General features: G+C 43.7%; 14 protein-coding genes. 6 read left to right on the forward strand and 8 right to left on the reverse strand.

Annotated features, from left to right (window positions below):
- Positions 1 to 37: 37 nt before the first annotated feature.
- The 7 genes from ACHFJ9_RS13020 to ACHFJ9_RS13050 form a co-directional block, all read right to left on the reverse strand.
- Complete coding sequence (locus tag ACHFJ9_RS13020) at positions 38 to 1972, reverse strand: PrkA family serine protein kinase (RefSeq protein ID WP_005390658.1); 1935 nt, start codon at positions 1970 to 1972, stop codon at positions 38 to 40.
- 486 nt (positions 1973 to 2458) lie between these two features.
- On the reverse strand, positions 2459 to 2959 hold the full coding sequence (locus ACHFJ9_RS13025) for a YfbU family protein (RefSeq protein WP_005390659.1): 501 nt from the start codon (positions 2957 to 2959) through the stop codon (positions 2459 to 2461).
- Positions 2960 to 3095: 136 nt separating this feature from the next.
- Positions 3096 to 3761 (reverse strand): energy-coupling factor ABC transporter permease, encoded by a 666-nt coding sequence (locus ACHFJ9_RS13030; protein WP_006742143.1) that lies wholly within the window; start codon positions 3759 to 3761, stop codon positions 3096 to 3098.
- A 154-nt stretch (positions 3762 to 3915) separates the two neighbouring features.
- Positions 3916 to 4656, reverse strand: a complete 741-nt coding sequence (gene pflA / locus ACHFJ9_RS13035; RefSeq protein WP_005390663.1) for a pyruvate formate lyase 1-activating protein — start codon at positions 4654 to 4656, stop codon at positions 3916 to 3918.
- 211 nt (positions 4657 to 4867) lie between these two features.
- A complete protein-coding gene (locus ACHFJ9_RS13040) occupies positions 4868 to 5845 on the reverse strand; it encodes a lipid A deacylase LpxR family protein (protein WP_395357051.1) in 978 nt (325 codons plus the stop codon).
- Positions 5846 to 5996: 151 nt separating this feature from the next.
- On the reverse strand, positions 5997 to 8273 hold the full coding sequence (gene pflB / locus ACHFJ9_RS13045) for a formate C-acetyltransferase (RefSeq protein ID WP_005390666.1): 2277 nt from the start codon (positions 8271 to 8273) through the stop codon (positions 5997 to 5999).
- Between the two features lie 305 nt (positions 8274 to 8578).
- On the reverse strand, positions 8579 to 10126 hold the full coding sequence (locus ACHFJ9_RS13050; RefSeq protein ID WP_005390668.1) for a DUF3360 family protein: 1548 nt from the start codon (positions 10124 to 10126) through the stop codon (positions 8579 to 8581).
- Between the two features lie 456 nt (positions 10127 to 10582).
- On the opposite strand from ACHFJ9_RS13050, the gene ACHFJ9_RS13055 reads away from it, so the two are divergent.
- From ACHFJ9_RS13055 to ACHFJ9_RS13080, 6 genes are all read left to right on the forward strand, one after another.
- Positions 10583 to 12058, forward strand: coding sequence for a 54K polar flagellar sheath protein A (locus tag ACHFJ9_RS13055; protein ID WP_085343553.1), 1476 nt, complete (start codon positions 10583 to 10585; stop codon positions 12056 to 12058).
- Positions 12059 to 12322: 264 nt separating this feature from the next.
- Positions 12323 to 13093, forward strand: a complete 771-nt coding sequence (locus tag ACHFJ9_RS13060; RefSeq protein WP_005378438.1) for an ABC transporter ATP-binding protein — start codon at positions 12323 to 12325, stop codon at positions 13091 to 13093.
- Positions 13094 to 13175: 82 nt separating this feature from the next.
- Positions 13176 to 13946: an ABC transporter substrate-binding protein gene (locus ACHFJ9_RS13065; RefSeq protein ID WP_186437863.1), complete on the forward strand. Its 771-nt coding sequence runs from the start codon at positions 13176 to 13178 to the stop codon at positions 13944 to 13946.
- 81 nt (positions 13947 to 14027) lie between these two features.
- Positions 14028 to 14768 carry an ABC transporter permease gene (locus tag ACHFJ9_RS13070; RefSeq protein ID WP_006742137.1) on the forward strand — a complete coding sequence of 247 codons (741 nt, stop codon included), beginning with the start codon at positions 14028 to 14030 and terminating at the stop codon, positions 14766 to 14768.
- Between the two features lie 3 nt (positions 14769 to 14771).
- Entirely contained in the window at positions 14772 to 15449 is a 678-nt protein-coding gene (locus ACHFJ9_RS13075; protein WP_053807157.1) for an ABC transporter permease, read from the forward strand.
- A 156-nt stretch (positions 15450 to 15605) separates the two neighbouring features.
- Positions 15606 to 18326: an ImpA family metalloprotease gene (locus ACHFJ9_RS13080; RefSeq protein WP_395357056.1), complete on the forward strand. Its 2721-nt coding sequence runs from the start codon at positions 15606 to 15608 to the stop codon at positions 18324 to 18326.
- A 97-nt stretch (positions 18327 to 18423) separates the two neighbouring features.
- On the opposite strand, the gene xthA is transcribed toward ACHFJ9_RS13080, so the two are convergent.
- Complete coding sequence (gene xthA / locus ACHFJ9_RS13085; protein WP_048626179.1) at positions 18424 to 19230, reverse strand: exodeoxyribonuclease III; 807 nt, start codon at positions 19228 to 19230, stop codon at positions 18424 to 18426.
- Positions 19231 to 19267: the final 37 nt, after the last annotated feature.

Genomic DNA, 19267 nt, shown 5'->3' on the forward strand with positions numbered 1-19267 from the left:
TCTTCATGTTTCACAAGCGACCTAACTCAATACTGGGTTAGGATGACTTACGTACTCGTAGGTACCACTCAGAAAGTAGGCGAACCTGTTTCTCGGTATAGCCTTTTTCCATCATGCGAGCGACAAAGTCGTCATGCTTCTTCTGATCTTCAGAAGAGGTTTTCGCATTAAATGAGATAACCGGAAGTAGCTCTTCGGTATTGGAGAACATTTTCTTCTCGATTACTGTGCGCAGTTTTTCGTAGCTGGTCCAAACCGGGTTTTGACCATTGTTATTCGCTTTCGCACGAAGCACAAAGTTAACGATTTCGTTTCGGAAATCTTTCGGGTTAGAAATACCAGCGGTTTTCTCGATCTTCTCTAGCTCAGCGTTGAGTGAAGATCGATCAAATAGCTGACCAGTTTCTGGATCTCGGTACTCTTGGTCTTGAATCCAGAAGTCTGCGTAGGTGACATAGCGGTCGAAAATATTCTGACCGTATTCAGAGTAAGACTCGAGATAAGCGGTCTGAATCTCTTTACCGATAAATTCAACGTAGCGAGGCACTAGGTAGCCTTTCAAGAACTCGAGATATTTCTCTGCCGTTTCAGCAGGGAACTGCTCTCGTTCAACCTGTTGTTCAATTACATAGAACAGGTGTACAGGGTTGGCTGCCACCTCGGTTTGGTCGAAGTTAAATACGCGTGACAAAATCTTAAAGGCGAAACGTGTAGAGAGACCATTCATGCCTTCATCAACACCCGCATAATCACGATACTCTTGATAGCTTTTTGCCTTCGGATCGGTGTCTTTGAGTGTTTCACCATCGTAGACGCGCATTTTTGAGAAAATAGAAGAGTTTTCAGGCTCTTTCAGGCGTGAAAGAATACTGAATTGCGCTAGAGTTTCGAGCGTGCTTGGAGAACAAGGAGCCTGAGACAGCTCACTGTTTTCAAGCAGTTTTTGGTAAATTTTCACTTCTTCGGATACGCGGAGACAGTAAGGTACTTTTACAATGTATACACGGTCGAGGAAGGCTTCGTTATTTTTGTTGTTACGGAAAGTCTGCCACTCAGATTCGTTCGAGTGAGCCAGAATCATACCGTCGAATGGAATAGCAGATAGACCTTCAGTACCGTTGAAGTTACCTTCTTGCGTTGCCGTCAATAGTGGGTGCAGTACTTTGATCGGCGCTTTGAACATCTCAACGAATTCCATTAAACCTTGGTTTGCTTTACACAGCGCACCGGAGTAGCTGTAGGCATCTGGGTCGTCTTGCGAATAATGTTCGAGTTTACGGATATCGACTTTACCAACCAGTGATGAGATATCTTGGTTGTTTTCATCCCCTGGTTCTGTTTTAGCAATACCGATCTGATCGAGAATTGAAGGGCGAACTTTCACTACTTTAAACTTAGTGATATCACCGCCAAATTCATGAAGGCGTTTAGCGGCCCATGGCGACATAATTGAGCGAAGATAACGTTGCTCGATGCCATATTCTTTTTTCAAAATATCGCCGTCTTCCGTGGCTTTGAATAGACAGAATGGATGGTCATTCACTGGGCTACGTTCGCCATTGGCAGTAAGTACATAGATAGGCATCTGTTCCATCAGAGCCTTAAGCTTTTCAGCAAGTGAGGACTTACCACCGCCGACAGGACCGAGTAGGTAAAGGATCTGCTTACGTTCCTCTAAACCTTGCGCCGCGTGTTTTAGGTAAGACACAATTTGCTCTATGGCATCTTCCATACCATAAAAATCTTTAAAGGTTTCATAACGAGAGATAACACGATTCGAGAAGATGCGGCTCAATCTCGGGTCTTTTGCCGTATCGATTATCTCTGGTTCACCGATCGCCATCAGTAGGCGTTCTGCTGCATTAGCATAAGCGCTTTTGTCATCCTTACACAGGGCTAGAAACTCCTGTAACGACATCTCTTCATCTTTTGCAGCTTCATATCTTGATTGATAGTGGTCGAAAATACTCATGTCGCTTTCCCCTTTAATAGTCAGTCTACCGACGAACGTTGATTCAGGCTTTCCCACCTATTGTTATGCTCCTTGTTGTTTGAATATACGTCCTGTTATCACATTTGGTTCGTACAGAATGTAAGATTGGCGACACCAAAGACTTTGCTTTATGGACAGTTTTTTCATTACAACGGTGAGCGGTGGGTATGAATCTTTCAATCACAGCCTTTCTCTACTTAAGCCTAGTCGGGGATTTGCAATTTTGCTTAACAATTATGAATTTATTGCAAAAGTGACATTTGAATCACTCTTTCACTGAAGATGAATTTATGTCGTGAATAGGTGCAATAGAAATCAAATATTTGTCAAAGACAGAAGGGTCTTAGTGATTCATTGCTCTACATCGCACAAGGGAAGTGTAAGAAGGTGAAAAAGCAGCGGTAAGGTTGTGACAGGGCAAATAAAAAAGGAAAGCGAGTGCTTTCCTTTTCGTAGACGAATATTTTATGCGCTGAAGATTTGTGCAAGCTCGTTTTCGCATAAATGGTACTGACGAGGGCAGTTGCGCCAAGTTTGTAGCATACGACGGTATTTATCCAGCATTGGCATTTGGCTGTTAAAGTGATGGTCTGCTTTATCAAATTGAGGGTACAGACCTTCAGAATCAATAAGGAAGCGTACGTAATGGACTTGTTGGGCCTCCGAAGCAATATCAAACCCAAGGAACTGCAAGCGGCGCTGATCCACTTTGTTACGATCTTCGGTATCGAGCATGTTGTAAGATTCTTGCATCGCGTGATACATCTCCATAACGTCGATGATCTCACGACACTCCGCTTCTGACAGACAGCCGAAATCTTTATTCAACTCACGCATTTGTAGCTCATAGCCACGTTCAACGATCGTTTGTAAGCGTTTGTATTTGGCCGCATTACTTGGATCAAGTTGAGACATAAGGTTGTATTGGTTTGATAGAATCAAACGTTGAGCGTTTGACATTTCCATGATGACCTCACTAGATATCTAATACATTTTTAATGTGCTTAGGTTAACGCTTAAGACATGAGTGAAACATGATCTCAACACATATTTAATACTAAAAAATGGCAAGAACTGTCACTTTTGACCAGTTTAAAAACACTTATTTATGGTAATGATTGTATATGTAGTCTCGGTCTGAAAATACTCTTAGCCACTCTGGCTTGAATACGGTTAAAACCGCCAGTGACATACCATTTAATAGGCCCTCAGGGAAGGCAAGCAACGGTACAAAAATAAAGTAGTTATGTTGAATGGTTTCCCAATCGTAATGACCAACCGATAAATGGTAAAAGGAGTTAATCAGCAGATGCAGGCTTCCTGTTATCGCGCCGTTGAAAAAACCTGCAACGAAGATGAACACAAAAATGTTTCTTGGCAAGTAGTGATAACTCAAAAGAAAGACGAGGTAACTAATGAAGATAGGAAGCAGGGCAGACAATACTAAAGACGTGGGTAACTGCAACAACGACACATCATGTAGCAGGTGGTTGACCAGCATTGCGGGGATACTGATTAGAAAGGCCATACGCCAACCATACATCATCGTCAGCGTTGTTAGCGCGAGAAAATGAATCTGTAGTCCTTCTTTTACGCCTGCTTGAGTTGCCCATAGGATGCTGAAAAAAAAGAGTGTTGCAAAAACGAGGTGCTGAAATGCTTTTTCCTTTTCAAGCTTGGGCCAAACTACTTTTTTCCAATCTGGTAGACAGTAGGCGAGCACTATCCAAAGTATGACAACCAGAGAGCCCAAGTTAAACCAATCCATGTTACTTCCTTCCTATGCGATCATGACGCAATCATTTCTATTGTTCTTTTTATACCTAAATCAACTCATAGAGATTCATTGAAGGTACTTAGGTATAGTTAAAAAAATACCAGCAATATGCTGGTATTTTAAAGAGGTTAGTCTTGCTGTTCACTTAGTATTTTACGTTATCGTTGTACTGCGCAAGAATGGATTGAATCTCGTCCATAGTTTCTTTCGGTGGAGGGTTTACCCCTTCGAGTGGGTATTCTAAGCCCAATGCTTCCCATTTATGGGCACCCAATTTGTGATAAGGAAGTAACTCGACCTTTTCGATGTTATCCATATCTTTAATAAACTCACCAAGCATGTGTGCTGCTTCAGGGTCATCTGTGTAACCAGGCACGACTACATAGCGAATCCAAGTTTTCTTTCCGATTTTTTGCAAGTAACGAGCAAAGTCCAATGTACGTCGGTTCGATACGCCGATGAGATCTTGGTGCACTTCATCTTTCATGTGCTTGATATCAAGCATTACTAAGTCTGTTGCATCCAGTACTTCATCAATAACATCAGTGTGTTTACGAACATAACCGTTCGTATCTAGACACGTATGAATACCTTCTGCTTTAGCTGCGCGGAAAAAGTCCCGTACAAATTCAGGTTGAAGCATCGCTTCGCCGCCAGAACAAGTAACGCCACCACCTGATGCATTCATGAAGTGGCGGTAACTTTTCGCTTCGGAAATGATCTCTTCAACCGTAACTTCTTTGCCATCATGCGTATCCCATGTATCGCGATTGTGGCAATACTTACAGCGCATCAAACAACCTTGCAAGAAGACGATAAAACGAATACCAGGTCCGTCTACGGTACCACATGACTCAAATGAGTGAATACGACCAGTTGTTGACATCTTTTGCTCTCATTACTAGTAAATTCTAGCTGTTATTTTATTACAAAAAGCAGGGTTAAAACAGCTTTGTCGGTACTAAAGGCAAGGTTATGTGAAGAAAGAAAATAGATAGACCAATCTAAATAAATGCTTGATCACAGGGTTGGTTAATACCAAACGAGAGAACTTGCCTTGTATTTAGATTGGTACGGATACAGGGATAAGTCAGCTTTTAGAAAAAGGCGAACACAGAGAAGGAGCCTGTCCCATAAACATCAGTTTGGGATTCTTCATAATCTGGCGTTTTTATCGTAAAGGTTAGGCTTGCACCGTAATTTTGGTTATACCAAGTTGCACCCGCTACGGCGCTTGCTTGCCAATTTTGCAGTGTGACGTCGTATGGCGCGGATGGCTCAGAAATACCAGGGCGATCGCCTTCGATGGTCATGTCATTGAAACGGTAACGACCTTCAAACCCCGTAAATAAGAACCAGCTTGAAGTATCCTGTGCGAGCATACTCGCTGAGAACGGGCTCTCAACACTAATATTGGCGGCTCCGATGCTGCTTGCTAGGTTTGTACCCCAACGAAACATGACGCCTTGAGAGACATCACTACGGAAGTTACCTGCATTGATGTCGTTAATGTTGGTGATTTCCCATTGCGTTTTTTGTTCTTCGCTGCGCATCAATTTATTAAATACGCGGTAGCCAAGGCTAAACGCCACTTTATCGTCGATCTGGTAATCCCAACCTTGTGGGTCAGTCGAGCCTGTTATGCCGTGAACGATTTCTTGCGCTTTTTCTGAAAGCGAACTTTCACCTGTTGCACCGATGGTGAAGTTGTAGCGGACGGCCTTATCATCAGTCAAAGAAAGATAGTTGATCTCAGTATGTAGATAACCCGCATATGGGCGATCATTGACCAGTGGATAATCCGCTTCAATGTCGCTCGGAGTCCACATTTTGTGGCCAAGAACCAACTCTATTTTATCGATATTGGCGTGTTCTGAGTCAGCCAGACTCAGCCATTTCCATTGGCTTTCTTGTTTCAGTTGGCCTGTTGCGTAGGAAAGAAAAATACCATTTGTGTAGTCTTGGTCGACGCCGAAAATACCATCATTGTCGAGTGTAAAAGAGACCGTAGACTTAGTGGATGCCATCGCAACTGGAGAAAGAAGAGTAAGAACAATTAATTTACTGAGTTTCATATACTTTATTTACTAACTTTTTTCGCATCATACGTAAGAATGTGGGCAAAATCTTTCGTAATATCACAACTTTCATTCAAGAAATAAAAAAGGCTGATGCTTAGAAGCATCAGCCTTTGTTGTATCACTAAAACGTTATTTCACTAAAGTCTTATAGAGACTCTGTGAATGTACGTGCGATTACGTCAGCTTGTTGCTCTGCAGTTAGAGAGTTAAAGCGAACAGCGTAACCAGATACACGGATTGTTAGCTGAGGGTATTTCTCTGGGTGCTTAACGGCGTCTTCTAGAGTTTCGCGGTTAAGAACGTTCACGTTTAGGTGTTGACCACCTTCGATACCCGCTTCGTGGTGGAAGTAACCATCCATCAGACCGGCAAGGTTAGCGCGTTGTGAACCCTCATCTTTACCTAGTGCATTAGGTACGATAGAGAATGTGTAAGAGATACCATCTTGTGCGTCAGCAAACGGCAGTTTTGCAACGGAAGTTAGTGATGCTACGGCACCTTTCTCATCGCGACCGTGCATTGGGTTAGCACCTGGAGCAAATGGAGCACCAGCACGACGACCGTCAGGTGTGTTACCAGTTTTCTTACCGTAAACCACGTTTGAAGTGATAGTAAGAATTGACTGAGTAGGGATTGCATCACGGTAAGTCTTAAGCTTACGGATTTTGCCCATAAATACAGAAACAAGTTCACATGCGATATCATCAACGCGTGGGTCGTTGTTACCAAATTTAGGGTAATCACCTTCGATTTCGAAGTCGATTGCTAGACCGTCTTCGTCACGGATTGGCTTAACTTTTGCGTATTTGATTGCAGACAGAGAGTCAGCCGCAACAGATAGACCAGCAATACCACAAGCCATAGTACGTTTAACGTCACGGTCATGTAGAGCCATTAGTGCCGCTTCGTAGCTGTACTTGTCGTGCATGAAGTGGATAGCGTTTAGTGCAGTCACGTACTGCTTCGCTAGCCAATCCATGAAGTGGTCCATTTTCTCCCACAACTCATCGTAGTTCAGTACATCGCCTTCGATCTTCGGCATTTGTGGACCAACTTGGATTTTTAGCTTCTCATCCACACCACCGTTGATGGTGTAAAGCATAGTTTTCGCAAGGTTAGCACGAGCACCAAAGAACTGCATTTGCTTACCAACAACCATTGGAGATACACAACATGCGATTGCGTAGTCGTCAGAGTTCATGTCTGGACGCATTAGGTCGTCGTTTTCGTACTGGATTGAAGAAGTATCGATAGACACTTTCGCACAGAACTTCTTGAAGCCTTCCGGTAGTTGCTCAGACCAAAGAACAGTGATGTTTGGCTCTGGAGAAGGGCCCATTGTGTATAGTGAGTTTAGGAAACGGAAGTTTGTACGAGTAACTAGCGTACGACCGTCAAGACCCATACCACCCATAGACTCAGTTGCCCAGATAGGGTCGCCAGAGAATAGATCATCGTACTCAGGAGTACGTAGGAAACGAACCATACGTAGTTTCATTACGAAGTGGTCGATCATTTCCTGAGCTTGTTCTTCTGTGATGCGGCCAGCAGCGATATCGCGCTCGATGAAGATGTCTAGGAACGTAGAAGTACGGCCTAGAGACATTGCCGCGCCGTTTTGAGATTTAACAGCAGCTAGGTAACCGAAGTAAGTCCACTGGATAGCTTCTTGTGCAGTTTCAGCAGGACGAGAAATGTCACAACCGTATTTTGCAGCCATTTCTTTGATTTGACCTAGAGCACGGTGTTGCTCTGCGATCTCCTCACGAAGCTGCATTGTCATTTGTAGGTCTTCGCCGTTCTCGAAACGCTCTTGTAGAGAAGAGAACTGTGCGAATTTATCCTTCATTAGGAAATCAATACCGTATAGAGCAACACGACGGTAGTCACCGATGATACGACCACGACCGTATGCATCAGGAAGACCAGTCAATACGCCAGACTTACGACACGCCATGATTTGTGGAGTGTAGATGTCGAAAACGCCTTGGTTGTGAGTTTTACGGTATTCTGTGTAGATTTTCTTAACTTGTGGGTCAAGCTCGCGGTTGTAGGCTTTGCATGAACCTTCAACCATACGGATACCACCGTTAGGGATGATCGCACGTTTTAGAGGAGCGTCAGTTTGAAGACCTACGATAGTTTCTAGATCTTTTTCGATGTAGCCTGCATCGTGAGCAGTGATGGTAGAGATAACTGAAGTATCAAAATCAACAGGAGCGTGAGTCGCGTTCTCTTGTTTGATGCCTTCCATTACCTTAGCCCAAAGCTTGTTAGTCGCTTCAGTACCTTCAGAAACTAGGAAAGATTCGTCGCCTTCGTACGGAGTGTAGTTCTTCTGAATGAAATCACGAACGTTTACTTCGTTTTGCCAGTCGCCTGCAGCAAAACCTTCCCAAGCTTTAGCAAATTGCTCTGCCATGACATACCTACCTTTTTAGTAGAAAAAAATACGTACTGCTTCGCCGTTGAGCCAGCTATCCCCAAGTTAAAGAGGGGAACAGTACACTCTTATGAATAACAATATTTATAGTCTTAAATTTAAATGTTCGAGTTACAAAACTATAAATATTGTCACTAGTTTTAACGTTTCTCTTTTTAAGCAACAGTTAGAGGTTAAACTAAAATTTTTTTGCAAACCTTAAACTAAATCAATAAATCCTCAAAAATCTCGATAAAAATGGGGTAGCGACTAGCGCTACCCACACATTTTCTGAACTGTCAGCTTTACAGCCAAGCTTGGATGCCATATTGGCCTTCAAGCATACCAACTGCAAGCATAGCAACTAAACAGATAATAAGTACGCTTACTGGGATCACAATCTTGTCTACAAACGACAAGCGAGACGCGCGCTCTTTATCACCAATTAAGCCGTTGTTATCTAAAAGCATAGTTAGTGCCCAAGCTAGAACAGGGTTAACGACTGCTGAACCAAAGATACAGATGCCTGCTGCTTGTGAATCTTTTGAGTCTTTCACCATCTGCATGCCTGCTTCAAGTAGTGGTAGAGAGACACCAACGAGAAGAGCAACGCGCATAACTGGTGGCCATACAGCAACATCCATAGGGAAACCAAGGATTGCAACAATAATACATAGAGAACCTAGTAAGATTGCACCGCCAGGAATAGGGCGCTTCGCGATTGCTGCAGGGATCATGTAAGTCCCCCAAGATGATGTGATGTTACCACCACCGACAGCGGTACCGACCATTTGGCGCACAGAACACATTGTCATTGTGTCATCAACGTCCATCAGTACTTTTTCACTCTTACGTGGGTAGTTCATTTCTTGGAAGATGCGGTGACCCAAGAAGTCAGGAGACCACATTGCTACAGCAAGAATTGCGAATGGTAGAGAAGCGATGAAGTGTTCCATATTAGGAAGACCAAGCATCCAACCTTCTTCTGTTGAACCCCACCAGTAGATTGGGTTTAGGTTTGGAAGACCCGTCTCGGTTACGAATTTAATATCGAAGCCAGCGCCAAGAACAAGTGCGATTGCAAGGCCAGTGAAGGCACAAACAGGGATTGCTAGCCAGCGTTTGTTCACTTTAGCAAGAAACGCGTACAGGCCAATGGTAACCGCAAGAACGATTAGACCGATGTAACCCATGCTACCTGCGGCAACTGTGTCGGATTGCAAACCAACAGCCCAAGCTTGAATGGAATTAATTTGGCTCATCGTTCCGGTTAAACCCAAGAAGATGAGAAGGCCACCAGCCGTACCTTCAGAGGTGAGGTTAACCAGTTTTGAGCCACCTTTTAACAGGCTCAGAATTAAACCAAACACACCAATGAGAATTGCCAATGCAAGAGGGTGAGCACCAGCAAGCGCGATGGTACCAATAAGAGGGATCATTGGGCCGTGGTTACCAGCTAGGTTGGCTTTAGGGTTAATAAAGCCAGAAGCAAGTACACAGAAAAGAAGTGCAGGGATGAGCATCTCTACACGGGCAACTTCGATGGCGAAATCTTTGCCCAGATTAACATGGTCCCATGCGGCAGTTAGGCCTTCAGCCCAAGACATCATTACCGCAGAGTACATCGCGATAATACCAATCGTACCGGCAAGTGCTGGAACAAGATCTTCAAGTTCAAAACGGAAGTCACGACCTGGCAAGTTTAAGCCGAAACGACGCGGCTTCATAATTTGTAGTTCGTGGTCTAGGTAGTCTGAACGGCTTGCGAACTCAGATGCTGGACGATGAAGCTCACGGTAGCTCTTGGTCTCGATATCTGAATCAGAGTGAGTTTTGTTAACTGCGTCTGACATAGATTCCTCATATATTTAAAAGTTATGAATTCTTCATTCAATTGTGTTAATCCGCATCCTGCGGCACGCTTATGCTAGCTATTATTAGATTTGTTACACGTCGACATTGTGCCTAAGCATAGCTAATAACTTATTGTGTTGAGGCACAAAAAAATCCTCATCTTTTGGCAGGAGTCTAGCAAGATAGCCATTTAGGGTGATTGATTTAGATCACTTTAAGAATGGTTGTGAAATAAAACTACAGAAAGTTTCAGGCATGCGAATGAGATGGTGAAATCTTGTGTAATTTCATTACACAAGTTGCATAAAATTAGAATTTGTTGCTCTTATCGTTCGGGGATGCGGGGTAAATATCAATATTCATGATGATTATATAAAGCTGGCTTTATTCTTGCTTTCTACAGGGCAAAGACGATTTTTTTGGCTAATCATTGCCGCTCAGTTTAGGAAAAAGACATGAAACAGCTTAAAGTACTGCCACTAGTGGCAATCATCTCAGGGTTAATGGTCGGTTGTGGCGGCGGTGGCGGTGGCGGCGGTGGTGCTGCGCCGAAAACAGCGTTTACTTTTGATTTTGCTATACCAGCAACAATGACTGAAAGTGAAGCTACTGCGAAAGGTTGTACGGTGTATGACCACAAAACTGAGCTAAACGGTGATAAAACGGTTTTAACCTATAGCGCAGCGTCAAAAGAGCAAGTGACTAACTATGTTATCGGTTACTACTCTGATGCAGATGGCAAAAGAGCCGGAGACATCATCAAACCAACCACTGATAACTTTAAGTTTTATCTTGAAGATATTCCTGACGGCGGCTTTGTAACGTTTCAAGCAATAGAATTTAACGGTAGAGAAGCTCGCGTAAATACGTTTTCAAAAGAATTCTTACAAGATAAGAAACTACGTAATGCCACGTTTGCCCTTAACCGAGACTCTTTGAACAAGTGCTTTACTGGCGGTAACTTAGCAAGCAATAAGTTTACTAACCTAGATTACCGAAATGCTGAATCAGGTGGTGGAGACTACAACTTTGTCTCGCAAACCGATGTTTTCACGTCACCTAACCCTGATATGTTGCCTACCGATGAGCTTATGGGGCTTAAAGGTGAGCCTACGGCGTTGTTCCAGTATGAATCTGGTTCAAGCGACAAAGCGCTTTACCAGTATGGTATTGGTTCGTGGGGGACTGGTGAGATCGCCTTAGTCAGAGCGGATAATACGTCAAACATTTATTCGTCTTCTGATTATACTTACGACACTCTCCACATTGGTTTTATTACTAACGGCTTTGCGTATGATGCGCTGAAGCTAGATAAAACGGCCGTTGAATATAATCGTCCTAGTGCAACGAATAAAGAAACTTGGGTCTACATGGCGTTCTCAGAGAATCAAGTTAATGGTTGGGACTCTCTACTTAACGAAACGGTCTCTGATGGATGGGATATTGACGTTGATCCAAGCTCTTACTTAAATATTGATAACCTGCCAAACACAAAACCAAGTGTATCAACACAAGGAAGTGCAGACTCGGTGATTGATCTGGACATGGGTTTAACATCGTCTACAGAAGGCTTTACTCGTGTCGCTTACTTTGCGGCTTCAGGCGACTATAAAGTCACACATCGTATTTTCACAAAGAGCGACAGTGACTCTGTTGTTGTTCCTGAGCTCCATTACTACAATTTCCCAACATCAGCCGTTAACGGTTTGAAAGTTTCAGCTTCGGACGATTTTAATCGCACTGCTTTGGTATTGAGTGACGATAGCAATATCGACTCTAAAGTTTTCATGAGCTTCTTTTCTAATGGTGAAGCGTCAGAGCCTGAGCTAGATGAAGACTTGGATGGCATCATTACTTCTGAAAAAGAAGGCCTAGAAAATGAAGTGACATTACGTACTTCAAACTCATTGGTAGTCAGTCGTTTTAATTAATTCATTACGACCCTAAATAAGTTTCAATTAACACTTTTGTAAATTTATTAAGCCCCTTCTAAAGGGGCTTTTTTATATTTAATATTCAGCTTTTGAAGAATAAGTTGCTATATATTGCATATTAATTTGGCTATCGTATCTTTCTATTCGAATTATTTAGGTTAATAATTTGTTGCAAGTTTCAGGGCGTGGTGCTAATTTGTTCCGAATTAGAGAGGGCGGAGTCCCTTAATTGCAGTGACAAAAACACAGGGAGTAGAGCGCATGAATGATGTACCAGCGCTAGATATAAAAGACCTGCACAAAACATTTGGACAAAATGAAGTTCTCAAGGGAATTTCTCTTGCCGCGCACAAAGGAGATGTCATCTCCATCATTGGCTCTTCCGGTTCTGGTAAGAGTACCTTTCTTAGATGTATCAACTTGCTAGAAACGCCTACCGCAGGCGAAATTTGGGTGAATGGTGAATTAATCCAAATGAAGAACAACCGAGCAGGGGAGTCCGTTCCTGCTAATGAAAAGCAAGTGCAACGTATTCGCTCACGTCTAGCGATGGTGTTCCAAGGTTTCAACTTATGGTCACACCTGACAGTACTAGAAAACGTGATTGAAGCCCCTGTTCATGTTCTAGGCGTGCCAAAAGCCCAAGCGATTGAAAACGCAGAAGTCTTGCTTAAGAAAGTAGGCCTATATGAGCGTAAAGACTATTATCCTGGACACTTATCTGGCGGTCAGCAGCAACGTGCCGCTATTGCCCGTGCGCTAGCAGTTGACCCTGAAGTGATGTTGTTTGACGAGCCAACCTCTGCGCTTGACCCAGAACTAGTTGGGGAAGTATTAGGGGTAATGAGAGATTTGGCAGATGAAGGACGAACCATGCTGGTGGTCACGCACGAAATGGCGTTTGCGCGAGACGTATCAAACCATGTGATGTTCTTGCATCAAGGCTTAGTGGAAGAACAGGGAAATCCAGCTAAGCTATTTACAAACCCGGATTCGGAACGATTACAGCAGTTTATCTCATCCATTTACTAATATTTTTAGGCGGCAGACTATTGCCTCCTAAGCCAGCACAACAAACAAAACGAAATAAAATAGCAATCACAGGAGTATGGAAATGAAAAAGTGGTTATTAGCAGCAACGATCGCTGCAACGGCAGTATCTGGTGTCGCTCAAGCGAAAGAATGGAAAACAGTTCGCTTCGGCATTGAGGGTGCTTACCCTCCGTTTAGCTGGACAGAAACGGATGGTTCTCTTAAAGGCTTCGACGTAGACATGGCCAACGCGCTTTGTGAAGAAATGCGAGTGAAATGTAAGATTGTCGCGCAAGATTGGGATGGCATCATTCCTTCTCTATTAGCGCGTAAGTACGACGCAATCATCGCTGCGATGTCTATTACAGAAGAGCGTAAGAAGAAAGTCGATTTCACTGGCAAATACGCACTGATTCCAAACAAATTTATTGCCAAGAAGGGCGCGAATCTGGATTTTGACAACCTAGATGGCAAGAAAATCGCCGTTCAACGTGCAACAACACACGACAAATATCTGACAGATAACTATGGCGATAAAGTAGAAATTGTTCGTTACGGTTCTTTTGATGAGGCTTACCTAGATTTAGCCAATGGTCGTGTTGCCGCTGTATTGGGCGACGCCTCTGCTCTAGAAGAAGGTGTGCTTAATAAAGCGGGCGGCGACGCGTACGAGTTTGTTGGTCCGTCATTGACCGATCCTAAGTGGTTCGGTGAAGGTTTTGGTATTGCCGTGCGTAAACAAGATAAAGATCTAACGAAGAAATTGGACGCGGCGATAATTTCACTACGTGAGAAAGGTGTTTATCAAGAAATTGCTGGTAAATACTTTAACTACGATGTGTACGGTGAATAAACCGTAATTAAGCGACCGTTGGCTTGTTCCTAGAAGTAGTCAACGGTCGATTTTTTGAGTTTAGGGATTAGGAACTCACCTATGCTAGATTTACAAGGATACGAAGCTTCGATTTTAAAAGGGGCTTTAGTAACGATAGAAGTTGCAGTGCTTTCACTCCTTCTTGCGGTGATCTTAGGTATGCTTGGCGCATTAGCTAAGTTAGCGCCTTACAAATGGGCAAGGGCGATTGCCACTCTTTACACCACCGTCATTCGCGGCATTCCAGATTTGGTTCTGATGATGCTGATTTTCTTTGGTGGACAAATACTTTTAAACAATAGCCTGTACTCCATTAACGAAACGCTCAATGAGTGGTTTGCTTCGAGTGATCCAAACCATGAATGGACGTCTTACTTACCCGACTATATTGATGTCAGCCCATTTATTGCAGGTGTACTCACGATTGGTTTTATCTTTGGTGCCTACATGGCGGAGACTTTTCGCGGAGCGATCATGGCGGTGGACAAAGGTGAACTAGAAGCGGCGAAAGCTTATGGTATGAGCTCAGCCTTATCGTTTAGAAGAATCTTACTGCCTCAGATGATTCGTCATGCATTACCTGGATTTGGTAATAACTGGTTAGTGTTACTCAAGACCACTGCGTTAGTTTCCATCATCGGCCTGGATGACATGGTGAGAATGAGCTCGTTGGCGGCAGGTACGACGAAAATGCCGTTTACCTTTTACATGGCTGTCGCGCTCATCTTTCTATTTTTTACCAGCGTTTCGACCGGGCTACTCAAGCTTGTTGAGCGTAAGTTCAGTATTCATGCGAGGTAAGTTATGGATTTTTCTTTGATTATTGAAAGCTTCCCAACTTATCTTCAGGGACTTTGGACGACAGTTTGGCTGGTAGGATTAGCGTTGGTTATCGGTTTGTGTGTCTCGATTCCATTAGCTGTGGCACGTAATAGTGCGAATTATGCCTTTAGCTTACCTTCTTGGGGATTCATTTACTTTTTCCGTGGAACACCGTTGTTGGTCCAGTTGTATTTGATTTATTACGGTATGGATCAGTTCTTTCCTGTGAAAGATACCTTGTGGGAAAACGCCTGGTTTTGTGCTTTAGTCGCTTTTATTCTTAATACGTCGGCTTATACAGCAGAAATTATTCGTGGTGCGATTAATGGCTTGCCCAAAGGTGAAGTAGAAGCTGCCAAAGCGTATGGGATGAGTAAGTTTATGACATACAGACGTATTATCTTGCCGAGTGCACTGCGTCGAGCATTACCAGCTTATTCAAACGAAGTGATTTTCATGCTGCACGGTAGTGCGGTCGCGGGTATCGTTACCATTATGGATCTAACTGGCGCTGCGCGCTTAGTTAACTCACGTTACTATGCGCCATTTGAATCTTTCCTTACGGCGGGGCTGTTCTACATGGCACTGACGTTTATGATCTTGTGGTGCTTTAAAGTGGCAGAGAAGCGCTTCTTGGCATACCTACGTCCTTTAAGTTAATAATTAGTGTCAGCAATGGTATCGAAATGGGTACCATTGCTTTTTGATGATTTTGTTATCTTCATTCCTATTTTTCCTACCGATACAAAAGACTATTTCTTTTTATTCATGCACTTACATTAATATTTGATAAACCCATTGTTTAGTAAGTAAAAAATGAAAAAAACAATTCTATCGTTGGGCCTTGCCGCCGTTGCCACTGGATGTGGTGGGGGAGAGGGAGAGTCACAATCTAATGCTCAAGTAAAACCAACGCCAGCTCCAGTTCAACAAGCTCTGGAAACTGGTAATGCTCTGCTCGTTTCTGACCCGAACGATTTCATTCGAGAAAGTCGGCAAGTTGTGGAAGGGCACAAGAAACAGTCGAATACGATCAAATCTGCAATTGCGAAAAACCTTTCTGGCCTTTATTGGGATCCAACCTATGATGCTGCGATCTTGGCACCTCAGTATGGGTTCAACGACACAATCTTGATGACCAACAAGGCCATGGTTAGCGGTTATAAAGATCAGGCGTTGTCAATTGGCGTTGCTGGAGAAAAAGCTCATGGTCAACGTTATGCGCTATTAGGTAGTAACCCATTTAGAACGGCACAACGCTTTCCCGAGTCTTCGAATGCAGCGATGACTCAATGGCTAAGCAACCTGGTCACTTGGTTGTCAGGCGGAGCTACTTCAAACGTTGTCATCGCGCAAATGGATCAGTCTTATTACTTCCCTGATGAGCAAGCGACTCGGAATTGGCTGAAAGACAATGTTTCACAAGAGTTGGCGTTTAACGAGGCCAACCTATGCGATGGTTCGAAGCTACTTAGCTGCTTGCAAACCAATACTCCAAACTTATTGATCTTGTCACAGCATCTGCAATCTGGCGACACCAACCAACAAGTACTCGATGCTCTGGCATACGCTGAGCAAGCCCAAATTCCTGTTCTATACCTGCATTGGGATGGAGGACTAACTGAACTTGGCCGAGACATTTTGGAAAAATTCCATGTTGATTATGTGGGAGATAACTATTGGCGTAAGTTAGGCTTGGTTGATTGGGCGCCTTCATCACTCATGAACTTCGTGCCAGACTCTGTTGCTACGCAACAAGCGCTGTTGTCTCGTTTTGAATCTCAAAACTTCAATGTTGACTTGTCACAGTGTGATGACAAATCTTGTCCTGACACTGCGAATATGGAAAGTCAATTTTATGTAGGGGCAAACAGTATTCGCCATCGGTTGAAAAAGCTTGATGAACAAAAAGTAGATTTGTTTAATCAAGATGGCTACCAATACGAAAAACTCATGGTATTGCTGGCTGATCACTATCGTCAAACGGCTGTGTTCCCAATGGACAAACAATCAACCCAAACGACCGAATTCCTAAAATCGTATTTTGCCGATTACGTACAATACAACAGCCGAAGCGTGAACCCAAAACAACCAAATATGGGGAACTTCAGCCGTAGTGAGTTTAGCCCTGAAGTAAAGAGAATCAGCGCAACGATTAATATGGAATCAAAGCGTAACTTCCGCTCTGCTGGTGTGTATGCGCTTCCTGGGGAGACCTTTACGGTCACGCGCAATGACAGTAATGAAGTGACGACTAAAATTGTCATCAACAGTTTAAGAAGTGGCGCAACTCATGAGTTCAGCAAAGATGGATACACGCGACCAAAAATGCTGACTTCTTTCGCCTATGAGGTGAAGCAGGGTGAAACCATCACGCTGACTTCACCTTATGGCGGGCCTATCCAGGTTCACTTTAACAATAATGATGTACCAGTAGCTCTAACATTTAGCCATGTAGCGCAACACCCTGTATGGAGAAGTGAAAAGGATAACGATGCGTTTATTCAGGAGCTTGAAGCGAATTTGTTCGATTGGGCTGAACTGATCACGCCTGGATTTGAGGTACACTCTAAACGCGACAAAATGCTTGAATCTGTCAACGATGAGATGTGGTCGACACCAGCTGAAATGGCCCTGGCGACAGAAGAGTATGTTCATAACTACCCACATGTCTTGGCTGGTTTCCAAGGGCCGGGTATCGATGAGGTTCCGGAAATTATCCAGTATGCCAAAAATCAAGGTTGGGAAATCGCCAATATTGATATGGTGAAGCATATGAACGCTGACCAAGCGACGTGTGGTTACGGCTGTTCTGGTAACCCATACGATGCTTACTGGTCATTCAGCCCACTCGGTCACGGTGATTTACATGAGCTTGGTCATGGCTTGGAAAAAGGTCGATTCCGATTTGCAGGCTGGGAAGGGCATTCAACGACCAATTACTACTCGTATTACAGTAAGTCTCGTTTCTTCCAGAATACGGGGAAAGTTTCAACTTGCCAAAGCTTGGATTTCAAAGGCCAGTTTGAATTATTGCAAGCAAGCCGAACTCAAGCGGATCCAAACGCTTACATGGCAGCGCAAAATCAAACTGGTTGGAGTTGGGGAGCTCGCGTTTACATTCAAATGATGATGGCGACGCAGCATGAAGGTGTACTGCAAAATGGTTGGCATTTATTGGCGCGATTGCACCTGATTGAACGTGAGTTTAACCGCTTGAAATCGGATGATGCGCTTTGGAATGAGAGACGATTGAGTATTGGTTTCGCCAACTACTCTCGTGAAGAGGCAAATAGCATCTCAAACAATGACTGGTTGCTTATTGCTCTGAGCTACATCTCTCAGCGAGACATGACGAGCTATTTAGATATGTGGGGCTTCTCGTTCACAGAAAAAGCGAAACAGCAGGTTGTGGCGCTGAATCTACCACCGATGCCTCTCACTTACTTTGCAAGCAGCAATACCGGCTACTGTCTGAACGAATTTGCTCAAACGCCAGTCAGTGTTGATGGTCAAACGGTTTGGCCGCTGAACTAGCTGAGTAGAAAGTAACTTGCATGAAAAAGGGAGACAGAGTCTCCCTTTTTCATGGGTTAAGCTTAGCGTTGAGTCCCGCTTATTGCTCAGTTATGTATTACTTGAACGTCGACCAAATTGGAGCGTGGTCTGAAGGTTTTTCAATACCGCGCAATTCATAATCGATACCCGACTCAATACATTTTTGCGCGAGAGAAGGGGTCGCCAAAATGACATCAATTCGTAGACCTCGGTTATCATCAAACCCGCGAGAGCGATAATCAAACCACGAGAATTGATCGTTCACTTCTGGATATAGCTTGCGGAAGGTGTCCTCAAAGCCCCAATCTAGCAAGGTTTTCAGCCATTCGCGCTCTTCCGGTTGGAATGAACATTTACCTGTTTTTAGCCAACGCTTACGGTTTGGTTCGCCGATACCGATATCTGCATCAATAGGGCTGATGTTGATGTCACCCATAACAATCAATTGCTCGTCACTATTGTGATGATCGTTTAGGTAGGTCATCAGATCTTTATAAAACTGACGTTTGTATGGGAATTTTGTTTCGTGGCTGATGTTATCCCCTTGAGGGAAGTAGCCGTTTAGCACCGTGACCTTTTCGCCGTTTTCATTTAAAAACGTTGCCATGATCATGCGCTTTTGGTGCTCTTCGTTATCCGTCGGGAACCCTTTTTGTACGTGTAGAGGTTCTTGCTTACAAAGCATTGCGACGCCGTAATGCGCTTTTTGACCATGGAAATACACTTTGTAGCCCATGGCTTCGACAGCTTCAATCGGGAATGCTTCATCGTGAACTTTAATTTCCTGAAGGCCAATCACATCTGGTTGGTGTTTGTCGATTAGCGCTTGGAGTTGGTGCAGTCGCGCACGTAGTCCATTGATGTTAAAGCTGATTACTTTCATTGTTTATCCTTTTTGAGGGCGTACTTTTTTATGAATA

This window comes from Vibrio sp. D3, from assembly GCF_043995865.1.
Taxonomy (GTDB): domain Bacteria; phylum Pseudomonadota; class Gammaproteobacteria; order Enterobacterales; family Vibrionaceae; genus Vibrio; species Vibrio diabolicus.

Bases quoted from the DNA above. Each gene is read 5' to 3' on its own strand.
- ACHFJ9_RS13020 (WP_005390658.1), bottom strand. From the start codon at position 1,972: ATGAGTATTTTCGACCACTATCAATCAAGATATGAAGCTGCAAAAGAT.
- ACHFJ9_RS13025 (WP_005390659.1), bottom strand. From the start codon at position 2,959: ATGGAAATGTCAAACGCTCAACGTTTGATTCTATCAAACCAATACAAC.
- ACHFJ9_RS13030 (WP_006742143.1), bottom strand. From the start codon at position 3,761: ATGGATTGGTTTAACTTGGGCTCTCTGGTTGTCATACTTTGGATAGTG.
- pflA (WP_005390663.1), bottom strand. From the start codon at position 4,656: ATGTCAACAACTGGTCGTATTCACTCATTTGAGTCATGTGGTACCGTA.
- ACHFJ9_RS13040 (WP_395357051.1), bottom strand. From the start codon at position 5,845: ATGAAACTCAGTAAATTAATTGTTCTTACTCTTCTTTCTCCAGTTGCG.
- pflB (WP_005390666.1), bottom strand. From the start codon at position 8,273: ATGGCAGAGCAATTTGCTAAAGCTTGGGAAGGTTTTGCTGCAGGCGAC.
- ACHFJ9_RS13050 (WP_005390668.1), bottom strand. From the start codon at position 10,126: ATGTCAGACGCAGTTAACAAAACTCACTCTGATTCAGATATCGAGACC.
- ACHFJ9_RS13055 (WP_085343553.1), top strand. From the start codon at position 10,583: ATGAAACAGCTTAAAGTACTGCCACTAGTGGCAATCATCTCAGGGTTA.
- ACHFJ9_RS13060 (WP_005378438.1), top strand. From the start codon at position 12,323: ATGAATGATGTACCAGCGCTAGATATAAAAGACCTGCACAAAACATTT.
- ACHFJ9_RS13065 (WP_186437863.1), top strand. From the start codon at position 13,176: ATGAAAAAGTGGTTATTAGCAGCAACGATCGCTGCAACGGCAGTATCT.
- ACHFJ9_RS13070 (WP_006742137.1), top strand. From the start codon at position 14,028: ATGCTAGATTTACAAGGATACGAAGCTTCGATTTTAAAAGGGGCTTTA.
- ACHFJ9_RS13075 (WP_053807157.1), top strand. From the start codon at position 14,772: ATGGATTTTTCTTTGATTATTGAAAGCTTCCCAACTTATCTTCAGGGA.
- ACHFJ9_RS13080 (WP_395357056.1), top strand. From the start codon at position 15,606: ATGAAAAAAACAATTCTATCGTTGGGCCTTGCCGCCGTTGCCACTGGA.
- xthA (WP_048626179.1), bottom strand. From the start codon at position 19,230: ATGAAAGTAATCAGCTTTAACATCAATGGACTACGTGCGCGACTGCAC.